We start from the raw sequence: 19,856 nt of genomic DNA on the forward strand, positions 1-19,856 counted from the left end.
TGGGGTTAGAAGGTGCTGCGCATTTGAGGCTGTTATGAAGCAGATAAGAGGCCAAAATTTGTCATTCTGAAAAACCTCGTGTTTAACGCTGACAAAAAAGGGGCCGATTGAAGAACCGGCCCCAAAGTTTCAGCTGAACCGAGGGATCAGTTCGACGCTGCCATCAGTTTTTCGTTGTGCTCGCGCAGCGTGTCGGAGACGATCGCATACCATTCCCCGGTTTCGCGCATCTCGTTCAGGCCTTTGTTCAACATCGCCAGGTATTGCTTGCCGAACGGATTGCTGCGGTGGCTGATAAAGCGCAGCGAGGAAAGCGAGGTCACGTACGGGTTCTCAACCAGGTCGTTCTGGTTCAGTCCCATTTCAACCATTGTGTCCGAGAACAGCTGAACTTCAAAAGTTGCAACATCTGCGGTGCCGGTAAGGACCGCGTCCAGGCATTCACGTGCGGTGATCGGCTGCATCAGCGTAATGGTTTCACCATTGTGCAGACCTTCCTGTTCCAGATCATGGATGAACCAGCCATCCATACGGCAGATGGTGGCGTCCTTCAGTTCTTCAAAGGTTGTCGCATTCGCATATTGGCTTTCCGGAATGGTGTAGAACCCGACGACAATGTCGTAGACCGGAACAGATGAATCGAACTGTGTGCAGCGCACCTCGGTTTCCCAGGACCATTCGTAAGTGCGGTTGGTGCAATCCGGCATGTTCCACGCCATGGACACGTCAAAGGCGCCAAGAGGCAGAAGAGTTTCCAGGTGCGAGTTCCAATCATCCACGAAGCTTACGGAATAGTCGCGCGCGTTGCCGCCACGCTGCAAAGCCGTGGTGCCCAGACGGGTGATTGCTCCGCCACCGTTCAGCGATTCATCTGCGAAAGGTGCCCAGCCATTGCCGGTCACCAGCTTGATCGGCGGCTGGTAGACGCTCGAACGTTTGACGCTGGCTGCACGTTGTTCTTCAGCTGCGATGATTTCCTGCGCGCTCTGACCATTGGGCAGGCTGCCGTCTTCACAGGGAAGGGCCAGAACCAGACCTGGCTCCAGAGCGTTGGGGTTGGTGATTTCGTTCCGGTTCGCGTTGAAGATCGGCTGATAGTTCGACGTACCGTAGGCTGCGATTGCAATGGTCGCCATGGTGTCGCCGTCTTGGACGGTATAGTTGGTACAAGCTTCCTGCGCCGCAGCGGCGCCCGCACTCATCGCGGTGATTGCGGTTGCTGAAAGCGCTACCTTCTTTATCTTCTCGTTAAACATGTCCACTTCCTCCAGACTTTAGTTTGTCAGGCCAGATCGGGGCCTTATCCATTTTCCATTTGATGACGCAGGGCGGTTGACACGATGTCGCGCCATTCGCCTGATTGCTGCATGATTGCCAGACCCTGATTCAGCGTCTCAAGGATCGCTTCCCCATCAGGATTATCTTTGTGGGTCATGACGTTAAGCGACTTGATGGCCGCAAGGTTGGGGTTTTCGATAATCCGGTGCTTGTACCCAAGCCGATCTATTGCCTCGGCTGCCAGATGTGCTTCGATGGCGACGATATCTGCGGTGCCTTCCATCAGAGCGTGAAAGCAATCATCCGGTGACGTTGGGCGCAGAAGTTTGATGACCGGTTCGTACAGGCTTACCGCGTCCATGTGAGACAGGGACCAACCTTCCGGCCGGCAAATCGTTGCACCGGCAAAGTCGGCATAGGTTAATGTCTCTTCATAGCCGGAACCTTCCCGGGCGAAGAACGTATCCACAACCTCGTAGAACGGGTTTGAGAAATTGTAGGTCTCGCACCGGTTGCGATCATCTTCCGACAGCGCAACGGCCTCTTCGCAATTGGGACGCGACCAGGGGAAGGTGGCGTCAAATGCAAGCGTCGGCATCAACAGGTCCAGATGGGATGACCAGTCATTGACGAACTGAATCTTGTAGGCCTGTTCGGGAGCGGCACGAAACATCGCTGTCTCAACCAGATGGGTATAGAGCCCCCGATTGGGCAGAGATTCATCGGTGAACGGAGCGTAGTTCCCACCGGTGATCAACAGCAATTGACGATCCCGAATCTCGGGCCGTTCACCCGTTCCGGCATTCCGGATCAAAGCGGCAGCTTCGGCGCGGGCGGCTTCGATCTCTTCCTTGGCAGCAGCCCGTGCTGCAACGACCGCCTCTTCACTTGCTTTCTTTGCCTCGGCTTCCGCTGCGGCAACACGTGCTTCTGCTTCGGCCACAGCTTTTTCAGCGCGTTCTTCTGCGGCTTTTACCAGTTCAGCCGCCATTTCCGCAGCCAGCCGCTCTGCCTCGGTATCAGCCAGCACCGGAGCGCGCCCGACATCTTCCAGACAGGGCAGCTCCAGAACGTCGCCGACGCGGATAATATTGGGGTTGGAACCGATAACATCCCGGTTCGCGTCGAAAATGATCCGAAAGTCTTCGGTCGCATACACTTCGATTGCCAATTCCCGTAAGCTATCGCCGCGTTGAATTTCATAACTTGAACACGCCTCTTGCGCAGATGCCGCGCCCGTGGCGGCAGCAAGGGCAAGGCTTGATATGAGTAAGTGCTTTTTCATGGGTCCTGTTGCTTTGCCTGTTTAGGTTCTTGTAAGTTTCGCCACTGCGATAGAAAGATTGTCCTGATCCGGGTCACCCTTGGCCTGCACGGCCCTCAGCAATGCTTCGGCAATGTCTTGTGCCAGCCCCTGTTGATTATCCCGCAGAATGGCCTGAATTTCGGTGTCGCTGATATACTGCAACCCATCACTCCCAAGGATCAGGACATCGGCGGGCGACACGATCAATGGATCTTCCGGGCAATCCACTTTGGGAATGGCCCCGCCCGTAACCACGGACGTCAATTGATTGCGGTCCATTTCCCGGGCCACCGCTTCGGTGATCTCGCCAGAAGCCACTTTCGACGCAATCACGGGTGCCATCGAGTGGTCTTCGTTGACCTGCGTCAACGCTCCATCTCGAAACAGGTAAAGAGGGCTGTCGCCGATCGAAATCCAGAACACACGCCGCCCCAGAAGAAGGACACCCAACATGGTCGATCCCATGTTGAACCCTTGGCCCCGGGCCTCGGTGTAGTTGGCGATCGCGGCATTGGCTTGCATGGCGGCCAACGGAAGCGCATCTATCGCGGATCCTTCGTTCAGTGTTTCTGCCTCAAGTTCTGCGTCCAGCGCGTCGCGCCATGCGGCCACAATCATTTCTGAAGCTATTTCACCCGCCTCATGGCCACCCATACCGTCCGCAATCACAACATAACCCGCGTCCGACGCGTCAAACATGCGGGCCGCAATCGCGTCTTCCTGCGTTTCCCGCTGACCCTGGTTCAGGATCAGCGCAACATCATATGCCGGAGTTGCCAGCATCAATCAGGAATCCCGCCAATCAAAACCGTCGTCACAGAAGGCCATGAACCGGATCGAGGTTTCGCTGATGCGGATCAGGTCTCCGCTGGACAGGGCCACGGTGCTGAGAACAGGTTTGCCGTTCAGACGTACAAGATTGGCCTTGCCGCCATGGCCCAAGTAACACTTCCGGTCTTCGGGGTCATAGGCGATGACTGCGTGGTTCGAGCGCGAAATGCCGGTATCGCCAAAATCCAACTGAATGGCCTGGTCATCGTTGCGTCCGATTTGCATCAGGCCCTCGGTGAGCGTAATGCTTGAACCTCGTCCCGGACCGGCTGTTACGACCAGCCAGCCCACCGGGAATGTCTCTTGCGCCGCTTCTGCTTTCGCTACGGGTTCGGAGGATTCGATCAGGTCCTGAACATGCGTATCGGCGCGCTCAAATCCCAGAAATGTCGTCTTGACCCGTGAACGGCGATCCTCGACCGGGGCGGGGGCTGGTGCAACCTGCTCAATCACCGGCTCAGCGGTCTCTTCGACCTGCTTTGCTTCTGGGGCCGGAGCTTCGGCAACCTCAACCTCGCCGACTTCTGGCTCGGTAGGTTCGGACACGACCTCGGCCGTTGCTTCCTCTGGCGAAGTCTCGGCGGGTGTTTCCGTCACATGCAAGGTGACAACCTGCTCAACCTCAACCAGTTCTTCGACATGCTCTTCCCCCAGAACGTTTTTCGGAGCGTCGTCCTCTTCCAGGTGGTCTTCTTCTTCCGAACTGTCTTCGGCGAAGATCGACACCTCGGGTTCGGTCACTGCCTCCGGCTCGGCCTCGTCGAACTCGGGCATCTTTTCTTCGGGGATCAGTTCATCCGTTTCCTCATAGGATTCGGATGTCATGTTTCCACCGGCCAATGCGGCGCGCAGTGCGTTGAAATCCGCAATGGGTTCCTGCTTTTCTTCTTCGCTTACGGCGCCGTCTACTGCGGCCGGTTTCTCGGCAACGTCTTCTTCTTTGGATTTGCCGGCACCTTCGAGAAGCCGGCTCAGAGGGCTTTTGTATTTGAACATGGTGTCGACACCTTCAAGTTAGTGACGCAGATAAGCCGCGTCGTAAGCTGCTACTGTTCCCTGCACGTCAGCGCAGAGCCACTCAATGGATACCCATGGGAACTGGTACATTCTGCGGCGGGCCGGTTCCCGCCAGGGTGGCAAACCTTGATACCACCCTCAGCAAACACACACTGGCAGATCACTTTTGAACCGGTCAGATTACTCCTGTGCAAGCTGCATGATTGCGGCCGTCTCGGCCCCATTGCGCAACACTGTCAGATTTGCCTCAGGCTGCTCGCTTGAAACGAGTGCGGCCAGCATCTCATCAAGGCTTTCCGAGCCGTCAAATGTGATGCCGGAATGGCTTTCATTCAGCAGGACATCGTCTTTTTGCAGGCTTCCTGCCGCGTCAGCCGGAACTGCGTTCACCGTGGTTTGCCATCCGCTATTACCTTCGGCGCTAACGGTAAAGGTGTAACCATTTTCCAAACCAACGGATCGTATGGCGGGAAGGGCCAACAGACCATTTTGCGCCCGGGTCTGACCCAGCGGGCGATAGCGGGCAGCAACCCTTGTGTACCCATCGGCGTCAACCTTCAGGTTATCCAGAACCTGCGCCGCAAAAGGAACATCCTGACGGACTGGGCTGCCATTCAGGGTATAGATGACAGCGCCACGCTGTACCCAATCGCCGATCACGCTCATGTCCTGATTGGCGTCCACCCCCGTAACTGCAATGGTGGCTCCGGTCGAGCCGCGGCGGCGGGATGTCTGGAAGGGGATATCGACATCCCAATGCGCAAACGCCACCTGCTGTTCCGCCGGAACTCCGGCGTTGGCAATTGCATCAGTCGCAGGTGTCTCGATCTCAGACACTGCTGCAATATCAGACGCTTCTTCCGACTGTGCCGGAACTTCGGAACGTTCAGTGTCTGCGGAGGCTGTTTCTGTGGCAGCTGGCTCCGCAGGTACTGATTGTGCCTGCTCGACAGGCTCTTCCGGTTTGGGTTCGGGTGCAATGGCCACTTCGGGTTCGGGATCGGTGGCCTCTGTGACAGAAGGCTCTGTAACGGGCGCCTCTGTCTCAGCGGATTGTATGTCTGCCGTGGGCTGCGCGACAGGTGTTTCTGCCTGGTCTTCCGCCTTGTCGCCGGACATCACAAAGAAACCACCCGCGGCCAAAGCAACTGCAACAACAGCCGCGCCTGCAATCAGCTTGCCGCTGCCGCCGGACCCGCTCTGAACCACTGTATCGACAGCGACCGGGGTTTCCTCTTTCTTAGAGATTTTGGTAAGATCGACATCTTTTTTGTCTTCGTTGCCAAGAACGATGTCCGAGTTTCCGGCCAGCAGGGCCGTAACTACGGCTTCGGCGTTCTCGCTTTCGGCCTTGATCCGGGCCTTTTCTTCCTCTTTATCTTTGCGATCCATGCCGACAATCACGGACACGGGCCGATAGGCGAATGTGTCGAACATGACGCCGGGGCCACGGAACATGCGCAACCAATCCAATGCAGATTGAAGACGATCCGTGGCGTGAACTTCCATCGCCTTGTCAATCGCCTCGAGGAACCCGTCTGGGTATCCTTCGAAACGACCGGTCAATGGCGTGTAGGGGTCATCCTGCCCGTTGTTGAACGCGTTCAGGCGGCTCTGGCCGTCGATGGGGCGTTCACCGCTGATCGCGTGATAAAGCGTGGCGGCCAGAACATATAGGTCGCTGCTGGGCCCTTGATCCGCGCCCCGGACATAGAATTCGTGCGGAGAGTATCCATCCTTGATCACGCGCAGGGTCAGCAATGCTGCCGATTTGTTCGCCGCTTGCTCACGTGCGGCGCCAAAATCGATCAGGACGGGGTCTCCGTTTTCATCAATCAGAATGTTGTCCGGCGAAATGTCCCGATGCAACATGCCGCTCTGGTGAATGAAAGACACCGCGGACAGCATTTTTTCGGTGACCTGAACGATGAAATCAGGGCCGCCGTCATTCTCCGGGTTTTCCACGTAATCCAGCAGGTCGCACCCACGGATGAGGTCCATTGCGATATATGCGGTGTCATTGTCTTCGAACACCTGATGCACATCTACGATATTGGGATGTACCAGACGCGCATGATTGCGTGCCTCCTGAATAAAGAGGTCAATGATCGAGCGCAGGTCGTCCTTGAAGGACGGGTCGTTTGGTTCGACCAGATCACCGTTGCGGCGGCACAGCGCTCCGGGGAAGCACTCTTTGATCACGACGTCGCGCTCCAGGCTGTCGCGCGCCAGGTAAGTGATCCCAAATCCGCCGTTGCTGAGATAGCGCAGGATTTCATACTGCCCGCGCAACAGCTTTGCGCCTGGCTGCAATCCTTCAATTTTCGGTTCGTCGTGCGTCGCGCCGACAGCCTGGTTGTGGCTCATTTCAATCCGCCCGTTCTATTCATTTTGCGGCTTAGAAAAACCGGGCCGACAGCCCACGAACTCACAACCAAAAACAACCGCAGGACACTTGAGAACGGTTAGACGTTTCAAATTTGACTTTATTGGGGCCGCCTGATGGCTTCACTATGGATCGTTTTTCGTATGATGGCATATGTTGTGCCCAATGACATCTACCGCACAAAATACAGACATTGAATATAAGCTGATTGAAAACTTAAACCCGAAATCAAGCGTGTTGGTCCACGAATTCGAAACAATAAAGGGCCGATTCCTCGGCCCTTCGAATCGCTGCAATGCAGCTCAATCTGGACGGGAAAGCGTCAGGTTCCGGTTTTCGGTTGCGCCGCTGCGACCGTGCTGCCAGCCCAGGCAAGGTTGTCGCCCAGCTGCGCCAGAATGCTGATTGCGTCCTTCAATGGCGCGTCCCCGCTTTCGAATTGCAGCAACAAAAGCAAGTCTGTCGCCTTTTCGAATTCTGCGGGAATCCAATCAGCTTCGGGGTCGATTTCGCCACCTTGTTCCAGCCGTTCCGCAAAATCTTCGACGATCTCCTGACAGCTGTTCAGAAACGCGGCCGGTTCGATGTCAGAGGTTTCACGTAAATCTTCATAGATGCTTGCTATTGCGGCCAGCCAGTCCTCGAGAATGGGATTGTTCAACGGGGGCAGGGCAGACCCAAGCGTTGAATGCATTGATGCGGTATCATTCGAAACAGGTTCTGGCTCTGCGCCCTTCAGCGCCTCAAGATAGGGCAGGAAGTCCTGCTGCAGATCTTTCCGCGCAGCCTCAAGATCGCCGCGGCGCCGGTCGGATGCCGCTTCCAGCACGTGTTCCGCAAGGTTCTGCCCGCCGCAGGTTTCCCAAAGCGCAAAGTCGGGCTCGGGCTCTTGCGCCATGGCACGCACGGCGACCGGCGTACCAATTGGGACAACGGCGCGGAACATTCCTTCTTTTTCTTTGTTCAGGCGCGCAAGGACGCGGTCCAGGGCACCCTGCACAGGTGGCAGATCGGCATGTGTTACGGCAAGCAGGCTGTTGGCCCTCAGTTCGGGGGGTACCTGAGACCACAAGTGGCGCTCGGTCTCGCGCCAGGCATTGGTTCCATTTGTGCACCAGATGGCACAATCGACGAATTTCAGCAGATCCAAAGTCGGCTGGTAGGTATCATCCAGAGCACCCGAGCCCGGAAGATCAAACAGTGATATTTCCTTGAGAGCCGGTGTATTGATGCCGACCGATATGAAATCGGGCTGTTCCTCGGCCGCTTTTTCCAGCACTATGCCGGAATAGGTCTTTGGTTCCCTGTTCCACCAACCGACAGTCGTTTCGGGCGCATCCGCGTAGGCGACGATCACCAGCGGCAATTTCAGATGCTGCGGGCCGGTTGGCAGAATGTCCGCACCAGCCAGCATGTTCGCCAGACTTGACTTGCCTGCGCCGAATTCCCCGGCGAAACCGATATTGACAGCGTTTGACAGACGTTCAGCGTGGGACAGAGCCCGCGCACGCATATCCTCCAACGCCTCGTCAGGCGTCAGGTTTTCAGTTGCGGTCAGGAAGCGCTCCAGTTGGCGTACTTCCTTTTCAGTTCCGGGAAATTCAATCATTCCGCAGCCTCTGCTTGTCTTTCATCCGCATCGGGTGTTCCAAAAACCGTCTCCAATTCGGCTGCAATGCGACGCGCCTTGTCGAATGCACCTTGCGCTTCCGCCTGGGCGTTCAGCTCTCCTGAGTTGGAACGGTGTTCAAGATGACCGGCCAGAAGGGCCATATAGTGGTCCAGAACCGTATTCAGCCGTTCCAACAGATCGTCGCGGGTCGTGTCGATCAGGTCATCCCCGATCAGTTCGAACTCCTGCACGATCAGCCGTTCTGCACGCGCCACAACGCTATTGCGCGAGATCAGACGCGACAACCAGTTTACACGCAATTCAACGGTAATGCCACGGGTCAGGGCGGTGGTGTCCGGCCGGAACCAACGTACAGCACTGGTGTTCATGCGATTGTCGACCGGTTCTTGCCATCCCGGCAATGCCCGCAAGGCGGCATTGCAATGCATGTCGATCGCGTAAAGCTCGCTGAGCATGCGCTGCCGAACAACTTGCGACGCCCCCTGTACCAGTTCACGCATACGCTCGCGCAATGGCGTAAAATTGAGCTCGGTCTCTCCGCCTTTTGCCAGCAGAGGCGACTGGCCGTCCGGCCCGCGCACAACGATAGCCACCGATTCCGAGACAGTGTCATCCATGACCCCGCGCAGATTCGACAGGACATCATCCATGTCACGCGTGATCTCCTGCGTTTTTTCAGCAATCAACTTGCGTAGGTCGCCAAGTGTCTTGTCGCTTTCATCGGCATTTCGAACATCCGAGCCGTCTTCATCTTGCAGCGCCCGCAAACGAACCTGAGATCGCTCAAGCTCCCCGCGTGCGAAGCTGTCGAGATGTTGCCAGGCCATCCGCAACTGTTCGTTGATCGGTCCGTCCGTCAAAGCCTGAGTGACATGACGGCGCAGATCGGGCAGGCCCGACGCGATCATTGCGGCAAAGCGCAGAACCGCTTCGCGGCTGATCGGTCCCGGGCCTTGTTTGATCTCGGCCACACCGTTGAGGTATTGCTGCATCTGTTCCGGGTGGGCGCGCAGCCATGCCAGAACGTGGTCGTGGTTCACTCCGGTTTCATCACCGGTCAGAGCATAATGCGCCCATTGCGCACTGCCCATCAGGACATCGATGTTCGAGTTGCCGAGCGCCTTTTCCAACCCGTCCAATACATCCAGACGAACCTTGGCCGCGTCTTCGGCGCCGCCGCCCAATTCGTCCACACGGTTGATGAAGACGACGATCTGCCCAAGTTCCAGCGCTTGCATCAACCGGAACAATTTCAGATCCGCGCGCGACAATGCCTGATGCGCGGACAGAACCACCACAAAGAAATCGGATTCCTTCAGATACTGTCGTGAAATTTCTTCGCGGATCAGCAGGGGATCATTCACGCCGGGCGTGTCGGTGACCGTCAGCGGAAACGGAAAATGGCCCAGGTCAAAAAAGACCTCGGCCTTGCGGGTGATGTCGCTGTAAAGCCCGCGATCACTGCCCGGATCCAAAACCCCGTCTTCGGACGGATCATCCCCGGCACAGACATATCTGGCCAGGTCATCTGACGTCAGTTCGTCCAGATCGTGCTGTTGGCCCAGCAGTTGTTCATAGCTGTCACCCAGACGTCGACGCGCCCGGACCTTCATGGCCTCGACCTGTTCTTCGATCATCTCGCGCTTATAGCTGTCCTCGTCATCGGGAAACATGTTGCGCAGTTCTTCACCTTCGGCGATCAGCGATTGCCATTGGTAATTGTCGAAGAAATGGAATTCGGCACCTTGCGTCCGGCCGGACGGATGGCCGAAATGCATATCGGTGATAACAGTTGTCCAGGGGTTTACATCCGAAGGCAAGTACTCTGCCTGACCGGTGAAGCCGTTGATCAGACGCGATTTTCCAGCCTTGATTTGCCCGACAAACGCAATTGACGGTTTCAGATTGCTAAGATCACCAATGATGCGCGAAATGAACTGGCGCGTTTCATCATTGGTTGCCCCGTTCATTTCTTCTGCTATGCGAATAAGTTCGCGGCGATGTGTTTCACTCATTACTCATTACCCTGGTTACAATAAAAAACAGATTGAAGTAGTCGAAAATTTGAATTCAACGGAGGCAATCATTTTTCGGCCTCCTGCAAAGAGGTCCACAGGTTGACGACCGCCCCCAGTTTGCGGGCTTCGTGGATGGCGACCGCGATCTGACCACCGTCACTCAAAACGGCCAGACCGGCCCCTTTCCCGCCCGATGGCCGCATGACAATCAGTTGCGGGTCTTCACTCTCTTGCTGAGAGTCGCCATCCCAGCCGGCAAGATCAGCCACAAAACGGGCCAGCGTGTCCTGGTCGGGATGCATCGGCTCAGATGGCTTGCAAACGCCTTCCAAAAGAGGTGCGGCTTCGTCCGAACTGTCCACAAACACACGACCCGAGGCGAAGCGGCTCGACGCTTCAAAAAAACGTTGGGCAAATGTTTCCGCTGCATCGGGTGTTGCCTCGGCGGGCAGAGAGTCATCAACAGGTTTCTCAGCACTCGGGACGACGGAAACAATTGGCTCGGACGGAAGCTCGATGGCGGCGCAGGCTTTCTCGATTTCGCTGAACGTGATACCTACCTCATCCACTTCAAGCGCTGTGTCCGGTCTGCCCGACGTCAACTCAAGCGGGGCAGGCGATGCGGAGATCTCCGACACCAATCCAGCCAGCTTCTCGATCAGTTCGGCGCGTGATTCCGTTTCAAAGTCCGGAACCTCACCTGACGGTACCTTGAAGACATCGGTGATCCGGGAGCTGTTCACCTCGATTGCCAGACAATCCCCGTTTGCGGCGGTGAATTCCAACCGGCGCGGCAATACTGTGCCACGGATTGCCCGCAATACCGCAGAACGGCGCGCGGCCGCTGTTTCTCCTGCGATCCTCACGGTCGGAGACAGCCGTGCGACCGAGGTCCGCCTGATATCTTCAAGCAGGTCGAGAATGTCCGTGTCCATCATGCCGTGACCCCCTCTGGTCCCGTTCAAACCGCAGCCGCAACCGGCCCCAGACTGAGATGTGATTTGGTAAGCGCCAGTCCGACATTCGCACTGTTGCGGCAGATATAGCAGACCACATGATCAGGATATTCCTTGGTCCGCAGAAAGATGTTTAGCCTGTCCTTGGAAAAAACGGCGACTTCCCCAAAGCCAGCGCTTTCTTCGTCTGCACTGCCAGCCTGACGCAAGAGCGCTTCAAAGGCTGCAACCCCGCGCCCCTGAAACAGATTGGCCACAGCCACCGCCAAAACATCCAACGAATCCGCGCAGTCGGGATCTGAAACAGAGCTGCCCAAAAGCATCCCTGTCTCCATGTCGATATACCCGGCTGCTATACAGTCGGGTATCGTTTCCATGGCGGAGTTCAGTGCGGTTTGAATAGACATCTAATCCATTGTTTTCATTTATTAGTTTCTCACTAGCTCGATTCGGATACCCTTACAACACATGCCATTCAGCGCCGCTATTTTCTTTGGCTTTCGGAATGGATCGAAGTGCCTCTTTGTTTTGCCTTTCGTTGTGTTCAATGGCGATCTGATCAAACTCGGCCAGAAAGGCCTTGAATACATTCTTCAGCCCTTCTGCATCTTGCGGCAGGTCTTCATTTCTCGAAACCTCCTGCCACATATCCGACGCGCTGAGAGGCGATCCGACCGCAACTTCGGGCAGGCCACTCAGCGTGGCAACGCTTCTTTCAACTGCGTCAACCTGTTCGGTGGTGGCCGCTTCGATCAAACCGCTGGTTTCGGGTTCCGGCTCATACTCATCCGCAGTGTTGCCGGTTTGCGCGGCCATCAATGCCGTAATCGAGGATACAGAAACTTCTATGCCGCGATCTTCAGCCAAATCGGCCTGCTCGGATTCCTCTTCTTCGCCATCCGGCACGATCTGGGTCTCTTGCATCGAAGTGTTCAGCGAGGCAAGCACATCATCGGAATTGTCAACAGCCGCAAGAGGCGCGGGGCTGATTTCAGCATCATCCGGAGCGCCCGTGTCGTCATCCAATGCGTCCTCCAGATCGGCGTCAACGGACAGCTCGAATTCGTCTTCGTCATCCTCAAGGCCCGCGACATTCGTCAATTCCAGCGGGTCGTTCGAGGTGTCCTTGAAAAAGGAACGCAGATCATCGCTTGTGTCGGGTTCAACGGGCAGCGGAACCGGCTCTGCCGTCATCTCTGCGCGCAGCCGTTCAGCCTCTTCCGCATCGATCCGAACCCGCTCGGCCTCATCCGAGCGCCGCTCGACCCGGGCAGGTCGTACCGGGAAGCTGGTTACAACTGTTTCGCCTACAGCGTTCGATTGCCCGGCGGCCTCCAATGGGTTCACCAACCTCAAGGGTGCGGCTTCGTCTCTGGCTGTCGGCTCGTTTGATGAACGGGCAGGTCGCAAAGGTTTGACTTTGGGTGCGTCGGCCTGGCTCTTGTCGATCTGGTATCGAGCCAGCTGATCGGCACGGTTGTCCATAATCTGTTCTGTGATCTCCAGGAAACTGTCGATCATCTTGCCTCCGCCGCTGCGCGACCACATCTCGGCATCGCCTGTCTTGTCCCGGGCAGTGATTGCGTCGCGGGCCGAGAACAGAATGGACCGATTGAACAGGTGACCAGCTTCGCGGTTAACGCGGCGCAGTACTTTTTGACGGTCTTTGAGGCTCAGGGCATCTGCCCGCGTCACCAAAAGCAAAGAGTTGTGTTGCAACCTCTCGGGTAGGGAAACCCATGTCGCGCGTTCGGTTTCGCGCCAGGCTTGTGTCGCGTGGGTACACCACAAAACGCCGTTTGCCTGACCCACCGCGCGTTGCCACACATCCGTCGAGATCTTGGGGTCCGAAATGCCGGGTGTGTCGATCAGGTCGACAGCTTCCAGAATATCGGCCTCAAGGAAGATGCGGATGAACTGTGCATCATTGACGCCAACGGTTTCAAGCTGATCCAGCTCGATCAGTTCAGTGCTTCCGTCATGGCGTTTGATATAGGGCGCCTGATTGCCCCAACTAAACCAGACCGGTGGCAACTGGGTTGCCGTCACCTGCGTCGGCAAGGTTTGCGTTCGCAGCAAAAAGTTCATCAACGTGGATTTACCGGCGCTGAACTCGCCCATCAGGGCGAAAACCGGTTTGCGACGGGACCACTGCTCGATGCGTTCCCATGCCTTCGGAGAAACAAAGCGTGTTTGTGTATCTTTTGCCATTTTTCTACTTATGCCGCTTCGTTGCTTAGATCTTTCAGTATGTCACCCAGAATCTCGTCCTTGGATTTCTGTGGCTGCAAGCCCGCCATCGCCGCCGCAGTCTGACCCGGGTTCTTGTCGGCAGAAGACGAGATGCTCAGCAGTGTTTCCTTCTGCTCGCGCAGGAAATCCGTCAGGATCGCACGGACGTTTTCCAGAACCGCCGCGATCTGGTTTTCCTCGATATCCTTGGTGATCGAGTTTGCCTCGGACGCGATCAACCGCGTGTAATCCGCCGCATATGCCTCAAACCCCTTTCGGCGTTGCCACCAACGTCGCCACCAGGTGCTTTGCAAGTCCAGTGCGATCGTCCGGCCGATGCCGAGAGGCGGCGGAACACGGGGAACAATGGGCGCTTCGATGCTGAATTCGCCCAGATGGTTGCCGAGTATCTTATGATAAAGCGCTTCGACGTCCGCAGCAGCGGTTGCGTACAACGCCCCTGCATCCTTTCGCATGGCGCGGGCGAAACTGAAATAGGCAGCCTTTTGCAACGTCCGCAAACCCGCGGGATCGTATTGCCACGTGCCTTGTTCGCCATTTTTTTCAAGATGCGCGATCAGAGAGTCCGTTGCGCGTTTGACGAAATTGTCCTCGGCTGACTTCAGACGCTCCAACACTTTGTCGCGCAGCGCATTTGTCAACTCGGCGGCTTTCTTTTCGTATTCGGCTGAAACCGTGTTTATCGCCTCTTCGGGCGATACGCCGTCGAGATCCCGTGCAACGCCTTCGCCTTCGGACAGATTCTTGGCAACCGCAGTCGCGCGGATCTGACTGGCAATGTTTCTCGCCCGATGGCGGACGCGGTCCATCAGGCGCGCTCCGGCACCTTCTGCAATGCGCTCATTCATGGCCAGCAGCAGATCGGGCAGACCGGACAGCGCCCAGATTTTGTCGAGCGAGGCCGCCTGATCACCGAAGCCGGCGGCCAGGTAGAACGTGTTCAAAGCCTGGCGCGACTCTTCTGTCAGAATATCCGGGTTCCCGGTCAACGCCGCTTCGGCCCATAATGCGCTGCCAAACACGACGCTGGTATTCGTGTCGATATTGTTTTGTTTCAGCGTGTCCTGAATGCGGTCACGGATCTCTGGAACCTGGTTCACGGGATCGGACAGCTCGTCGATCCGGTTGACGAACAGGATGATCTGCCGGTTCTCGAACTGCGCGATAATGCGCATCAGAGCCATGTCCATGGTCGTCAGGGCTTGGCTTGCCGCCAACACCACAACGCAGACTTCGGATCCGCGCAGGCTGCGCAGAGTGATTTGTTCACGCACCATGAACGTATCGTTCACACCGGGTGTGTCGCACACTTTCAGCGCGATGGGGTATTGCGGAATGTCCATATACAGCTCGGCTGATTTGGTAACATCAGCAAACCGGCCCGTTTTTGGATCAATATCGGGATCATCTTCATCGCCCAGGCAGACATAGCGCTGAATCAGTTCCTCATCGAAATGATCATACTGATGACTTTGGCCCAGGATCAGGTCGAAATGTTTGCCAAGACGTTCCTCTGACTTGGCCTTCATCTCGGCGATCTGGCGGCGGATGTCTTCCATCTCGTCATCTGCGCCGGCGCGATTGGCCAATTCACCGAGACGACCGCCGCCGACCATCAGGTTGTCCCATTCTTCCTGCTCGAAAAACGTGAACTTGGCCTTTGTATCACCGGGCGGGCGCGTGTTGATGTTCAGGGTCGTAACCACCGACGTCCACGGGTTGACGTCTGACGGAAGCAGGCCAGGGCGCCCGGCAAGAATATTGACGATCGAGGATTTTCCGGCCTTGACCTGGCCCACCATCGTGACGCTGGCGGTAAAATTTTCCATCCGGGTCTTGAGGGTCGCCAGCCGTGCCGAGGAGCGCGCATCAGCCACCTCAGTCAGTTGATCAATCTGAGCCGTCAGGGAAGCCATGGTTGCCGTCATCGGTGCCAGTGCTTCGTTGCCCACAGACAAAAGGTGATCGTTGCGCGCCATGCTTAACCTCCGGTTCCCGTTGCAGCAATTTCGGGTGCGTGCGCGACACGCCCCGCCGGAACGCTTGTCAGAGTGTCGATCCGCGCGATCAGGTCCAATGCGTTGCCCAGTATTTCGGCCTCGGCCCGAGGTGAAATGGTCTCGAACGATTTGGAGTCGGCCAGAACTTCGATCGAGCTGAAGCGGTCGCCGTTCTCGAGGCAAGCAACGCGGCGCCCGGTTGGGAAACCTTCGGATTTTGCAGCTGGCAGCGGCATGCGTGCGTTCGCAAGCAGGTAATGTTCACCGGAATGCGTTCGAAGGGAAATACCAAAGCCTGTGGTCGGGTGGTCGCGATTCAGAGTCTTGAGCTCACCAAGGAAACTCTCACGAGCGAAGAAGACAGCTTCTTGCTCGGCGGCAGCGGAGGGATTCAAATCGGTCACAGCAGAAAGCCTTGTATTGGAGTTGAGCAAAAAAAACTCGTACAGGCGCCAAAGTGGCAAAAAGACTCATTAACTCCTGATAAACAACAAGTACCTTCAAGGCGGTGTTATTTTGGCGCGAATAAGATTTTTTAGCGGTTGAATTGTGGCGGCAATGTGGTCGATCTCTCATAAGAATGCCTCAACCGATGCGAGTATTTCGATGCGGCAGATCATACCGAGAAACGTCCGGCAAGCTTGTATGCGTGCATAGTAGGCGCAGCCAAATGAGGCAAAGGCGACGTCTTCTCAGGTGCATTCGAGTGATTTGGAGGTCGAAAATCTTTTAGCTTCATACTTCTGAATAAAAACAAATATTTATGTTTCGCTGCTTTTCTGAAAACACCGGATCTGGAGGATGGAACCAAATGCCCAGGCAGTTCCAGCAGCACAGTCTGAGGCAGTTTTGCGGGTCAGACTGCATCAACTCTGGCCCGTTGTGCCTTGATTCTCCACCAAGTCTGGCGCCACAAGTTCCGACTTGAAGTGTTGGCGTCTATTCAACGTTAGCGCGTTTTTTGACGACTTGATTGTACCAGGCGTCAACATGTGAACCAAAAGCCGTAAAGCAGCTTCATATAGGTACTCTCAAACTGGTTGAAGGTGGGAGTCAGATGCCTCTGGTTTCTCGGCCGTTGTGTTGCTTGCGGTATCAACAAGACCGGAACAGGTTGCAATTCTCAACGAGGCAGCCCGGCAAGTCACAAACTTTGTATTCCTCGAATTTTCCCTCTCGCACTCCGATGCAAGCTTTGTTATTGACCGCTTCATTCCAGCGCAAACGCGCTTGGTTGCGGGTGTGGCGAAATTGGTAGACGCACCAGATTTAGGTTCTGGCGCCGCAAGGCGTGGGGGTTCAAGTCCCTCCACCCGCACCAAATAAATTTACCATAATCATCATTATACGTGTTGTGAATACGCCCGTCTTCAGAGATTGTGGGCACCTTCAAGCCCTTCGTTTTCCAAACATATCGGTGGACCCAATTGACTGGGATACTGCAATGCCCAATGGAGCATATCTGCTTTGGCAGATCCCGGGTTCGTCAGATTGCAATGTTCCGCAATCGCGATTGGCTTGTTTCGGGCTCGATTGAGTGGTCGGGATTTTTGATGTTCTCAACCCCCGTGCCCCTGCCCTTCGCTGGTCACCGTCCCACATGTCAGTGCCGTCAGAAAGCAAAGCTTCATACGCTTTGCGCGACCTTGTTCATGGCGAGTTAGCACCACGGTCAACCATTCAGGCAACTAGCCGCAATAATGCGGCCGGCCTTTTGATCTTGCTGATGTCTGCGCAGAATCTCAGATTGGCGCCGATCGAACCGGTGCGGGACATTCAGTCGGTCTCACCAAAACCTTTCGGTACCGGCAGATCAGGCAGAGTTGCCGCACGTTTTTGCAAGGCCCGCCCGATGACCACACGGCTGATTTCCGTCGTCCCGTCCACGATCCGCAGCATTTGCGCAAGGCGGGACAAACGATCCAGACCGTAGGGCTGCAACAGACCCGCACCACCCAGGGCCTGCGTACAGGTGTTCGCAGCTTTCACGGCAGCATCGGGCACGAACCTTTTTGCATGGGCCGCCATCAAGGGGCCTTCGGGCGTGCCAAGGAATTCTGCCGCCTTTCGGTAGAGAAGCTTTGAGGCTTCAAGGTCGGTTGCAACCTCGCCCAGCATCCACTGAATCCCGTCCAGATCAAGGTTCCTGCCGCCAAACATCTTGCGGTTCTTGGAATAGGACAACGCCGTATCCAGCGCAGATTGCATCAATCCACAGCATCCTGAGGCAATCGAAACACGGGCAATGTCGATGGCCATGAGCGCGCCCTGAAGACCCTGACCAATGCGCAGGATGATGTTGGTTTCATCGACCACGACCTTGTCCATGTACATTTCGGCCAAGGGCAGGAAGTTGTAGGACGGGGTATCGTAAAGCGGCCCAAAACTGAGGCCCGGTGCGTCGGCGGGAATTGCGATCATCGCCATGTCCTTGTGGCCGGGTGCGTCGCTGGTCTTGACCACAGTGAAATAGATATCCGCCTCGGTCGCGAGGCTGACCCATGCCTTCGCGCCGCTGATCGTCCATGTGCCGTCGTCATTGACCACGGCGCGTGAATACATGTTTGTTGCGTCCGATCCGGATTGTGGTTCGGTCAGTGCAAAGTTCGCCAGCTTGCGACCAGATGTCAGGTCCCGCGCCCACTTTTCCTTGAAGGCATCCGCGCCATAGCCGCAGCCCGCGAAGGTACAGATGTTGTGCATCGACAGCGCAAAGGCATATGCGCCATCGCCCCGTCCCAGTTGTTCATAAACCTGTATGCCTTCTGCCAGCGGCAAGGCCTGCCCGCCAAACTCTTCGGGGGCGTAGAGCCCCGTCAGACCAGCGGCCCCGGCCTTGTCCGAAGCATCGCGCGGCCACTTCTTCGCGGCGTTCCAGGCATCCACATTGGGCAGGATCACCTGCTCGGCGTGGTCGCGTGCAGCTTGGAGTATGGTGTCGAGTTTGTCTGACATTGGTGGATCCTTTCACGACGGTCATTCTCAGATGGCGCCACAACCGGGAAGCCATGGATGAGCGGGATGATGAGTTTTTGAGGGCAAAACTTCCGATAAGAACGTTTTTCTACAGAGAGATATAGCGAGCCTGCCCGCTGGGGACCATCTCGTGCAATGACAGATCATTGTCCAAAAGTGACAAATCGGGCACCCTACATTTGCACCCTGCGGTATGAGCTGGGGGTGCTTCCGGTCCAGCGCTGAAAGGCCCGGTGGAAATTGGCCGCCGACGAAAATCCGACTTCATGTGCGATGGCTTCAACGCTTTTGCGCCCCGCCTGAAGATCACGGATAGCGATATCGCGCCGCAGGGCATCCTTGATGGCCTGAAACGATGTACCATCCGCATGCAGCCTGCGGATCAGGGTGCGGGGGGTCATGTGCATCGCGGATGCCGTCTGGGTCAGGGTTGCCGCGTCCCATCCCGATTGGACCAGATAGGTGCGCACCCGCAGCGATTGGGTGTGCTCTCGCGAACTGGTGAAGATCCAGTCTCGGGGCGCGTTGTGCAAAAACCTGTCAAGGTCATTTGTGCTGCGCGCCTGCACTGGACCCAGCGCATTCGGATCGAACGAAATCGCGGTGGCACCTCGGCCGAACCGTAGTGGTGCTGGAAAGATGACCGCGTAGTCCTGATCAAAGTCGGGGCGCTCAAACACGAAATCGACAGCCTTGACCGGAACTTCGTGCCCCGCCAGCCAAGACATGAGCCCGTGGGCAAGTTTGAGTATCAGCATGTGCCCGAACCGCTGAACCTGGGCCGCGCCCCGTGGCTTCAGCGTAAGCACCAACATGTTGTCGGCGTCATCCAGAGCAAACTGGTAGTCATCCAGCAACAAGTTCCAGAAGGTCGAAAAGCGGTAAAGTGCCGATGAAAGAGACGTGGCTTCCCGGACTGTCGTCAAAAGATGTTGCAGAGCTCTCGGCCGGATCGGGCGGCTCCAAAGCCCCATCATCTCATCACCGGTCTCAACTGCGGCAAGTTGATAGAGACATACGATTTGATCCAGCGTGACGCGGCCATGAGGGAGACGCGTATCCGCGACCAAACCCGACCGGCCGAGAAGCGATGCCATCTGCGCCTCGGGGCATAGCGTGCGCAATGCCGTCAGCCAGTCATCGATAAACTGGCTGGAAACCGTGGAAAGGATCGTTGGTGCGACATTGGTCATGACGTGCAA

Annotated in this window: 14 protein-coding genes and 1 tRNA gene; 1 reads left to right on the top strand and 14 read right to left on the bottom strand. The window is 56.4% G+C overall.

What is annotated here, in order from left to right:
* Positions 1–146: 146 nt before the first annotated feature.
* The 12 genes from GS620_RS08430 to GS620_RS08485 form a co-directional block, all read right to left on the bottom strand.
* Entirely contained in the window at positions 147–1,256 is a 1,110-nt protein-coding gene (locus GS620_RS08430) for a LysM peptidoglycan-binding domain-containing protein (protein ID WP_171615209.1), read from the bottom strand.
* A gap of 44 nt (positions 1,257–1,300) precedes the next feature.
* Positions 1,301–2,563, bottom strand: coding sequence for a transporter substrate-binding domain-containing protein (locus tag GS620_RS08435; protein WP_171119275.1), 1,263 nt, complete (start codon positions 2,561–2,563; stop codon positions 1,301–1,303).
* Between the two features lie 21 nt (positions 2,564–2,584).
* Positions 2,585–3,367, bottom strand: coding sequence for a PP2C family serine/threonine-protein phosphatase (locus GS620_RS08440; RefSeq protein ID WP_171615211.1), 783 nt, complete (start codon positions 3,365–3,367; stop codon positions 2,585–2,587).
* Between the two features lie 3 nt (positions 3,368–3,370).
* On the bottom strand, positions 3,371–4,411 hold the full coding sequence (locus GS620_RS08445; RefSeq protein ID WP_171364334.1) for an FHA domain-containing protein: 1,041 nt from the start codon (positions 4,409–4,411) through the stop codon (positions 3,371–3,373).
* Positions 4,412–4,612: 201 nt separating this feature from the next.
* Entirely contained in the window at positions 4,613–6,799 is a 2,187-nt protein-coding gene (locus GS620_RS08450; protein ID WP_171364335.1) for a serine/threonine-protein kinase, read from the bottom strand.
* Positions 6,800–7,140: 341 nt separating this feature from the next.
* Positions 7,141–8,427 (bottom strand): dynamin family protein, encoded by a 1,287-nt coding sequence (locus GS620_RS08455; RefSeq protein WP_171615213.1) that lies wholly within the window; start codon positions 8,425–8,427, stop codon positions 7,141–7,143.
* Positions 8,424–10,466, bottom strand: a complete 2,043-nt coding sequence (locus tag GS620_RS08460; protein ID WP_171615215.1) for a dynamin family protein — start codon at positions 10,464–10,466, stop codon at positions 8,424–8,426. Before GS620_RS08460 ends, GS620_RS08455 begins: the two co-directional genes overlap by 4 nt.
* 68 nt (positions 10,467–10,534) lie before the next feature.
* Positions 10,535–11,407, bottom strand: a complete 873-nt coding sequence (locus GS620_RS08465) for a hypothetical protein (protein ID WP_171615217.1) — start codon at positions 11,405–11,407, stop codon at positions 10,535–10,537.
* A 23-nt stretch (positions 11,408–11,430) separates the two neighbouring features.
* Positions 11,431–11,802, bottom strand: a complete 372-nt coding sequence (locus GS620_RS08470) for a hypothetical protein (protein ID WP_253283830.1) — start codon at positions 11,800–11,802, stop codon at positions 11,431–11,433.
* Positions 11,803–11,884: 82 nt separating this feature from the next.
* The gene (locus tag GS620_RS08475) at positions 11,885–13,636 is read right to left on the bottom strand and encodes a dynamin family protein (RefSeq protein ID WP_171615219.1); all 1,752 of its coding nucleotides are present in this window, start codon (positions 13,634–13,636) and stop codon (positions 11,885–11,887) included.
* An 8-nt stretch (positions 13,637–13,644) separates the two neighbouring features.
* Entirely contained in the window at positions 13,645–15,657 is a 2,013-nt protein-coding gene (locus GS620_RS08480) for a dynamin family protein (protein WP_171615221.1), read from the bottom strand.
* Positions 15,658–15,659: 2 nt separating this feature from the next.
* Positions 15,660–16,082 carry a hypothetical protein gene (locus GS620_RS08485; protein ID WP_171230454.1) on the bottom strand — a complete coding sequence of 141 codons (423 nt, stop codon included), beginning with the start codon at positions 16,080–16,082 and terminating at the stop codon, positions 15,660–15,662.
* Between the two features lie 832 nt (positions 16,083–16,914).
* Here GS620_RS08485 and GS620_RS08490 point away from each other — a divergent pair.
* Positions 16,915–16,999, top strand: a tRNA-Leu gene (locus GS620_RS08490).
* Between the two features lie 455 nt (positions 17,000–17,454).
* Here the strand turns inward: GS620_RS08490 and GS620_RS08495 are convergent.
* Together GS620_RS08495 and GS620_RS08500 are read right to left on the bottom strand one after the other, a co-directional pair.
* Entirely contained in the window at positions 17,455–18,633 is a 1,179-nt protein-coding gene (locus tag GS620_RS08495; protein WP_171615223.1) for an acyl-CoA dehydrogenase family protein, read from the bottom strand.
* Between the two features lie 194 nt (positions 18,634–18,827).
* Positions 18,828–19,847, bottom strand: coding sequence for an AraC family transcriptional regulator (locus GS620_RS08500; protein WP_171615325.1), 1,020 nt, complete (start codon positions 19,845–19,847; stop codon positions 18,828–18,830).
* Positions 19,848–19,856 lie beyond the last annotated feature (9 nt).

Origin of the sequence: Ruegeria sp. HKCCD6428 (assembly GCF_013110595.1) — a bacterium.
Taxonomy (GTDB): domain Bacteria; phylum Pseudomonadota; class Alphaproteobacteria; order Rhodobacterales; family Rhodobacteraceae; genus Ruegeria.